This is a genomic window from Bacillus sp. SIMBA_008, from assembly GCF_046535495.1.
In the GTDB taxonomy this organism is placed as follows: domain Bacteria; phylum Bacillota; class Bacilli; order Bacillales; family Bacillaceae; genus Bacillus; species Bacillus subtilis.
This window is the reverse complement of the sequence record NZ_JAWRWL010000648.1, coordinates 1-263: the sequence shown is the minus strand read 5'-3', so window position 1 is coordinate 263 and position 263 is coordinate 1. Positions and strand designations below refer to the sequence as shown.

The 263-nt window shown below is 62.0% G+C and carries 1 pseudogene; it reads left to right on the top strand.

The annotated features are described in order from the left end of the window. Positions 1-263, top strand: a pseudogene (locus SB658_RS24820) (hypothetical protein); the annotation flags it as partial.

The following is a 263-nucleotide window of genomic DNA, read 5'->3' as shown; positions in this document are numbered from 1 at the left end:
GAGCGTTCGATCTCGTCCAGTGCCTTGAAGTCGGCGAGCACGTACCGAAGGCATCCAGCGAGGTACTCGTCGACAATCTCGTCCGGCATGGCAAACACGTGCTGTTTTCTGCCGCCGTGCCCGGCCAGGGCGGCGAAAACCACATCAACGAGCAGCGCTACGAATTCTGGCGCGACCTGTTCGCGCGCCACGGCTACCAGCTGTTCGATTTCGTACGGCCGCTAATTGCGGCGGATACGCGCATCGAGCCGTGGTACCGCTAC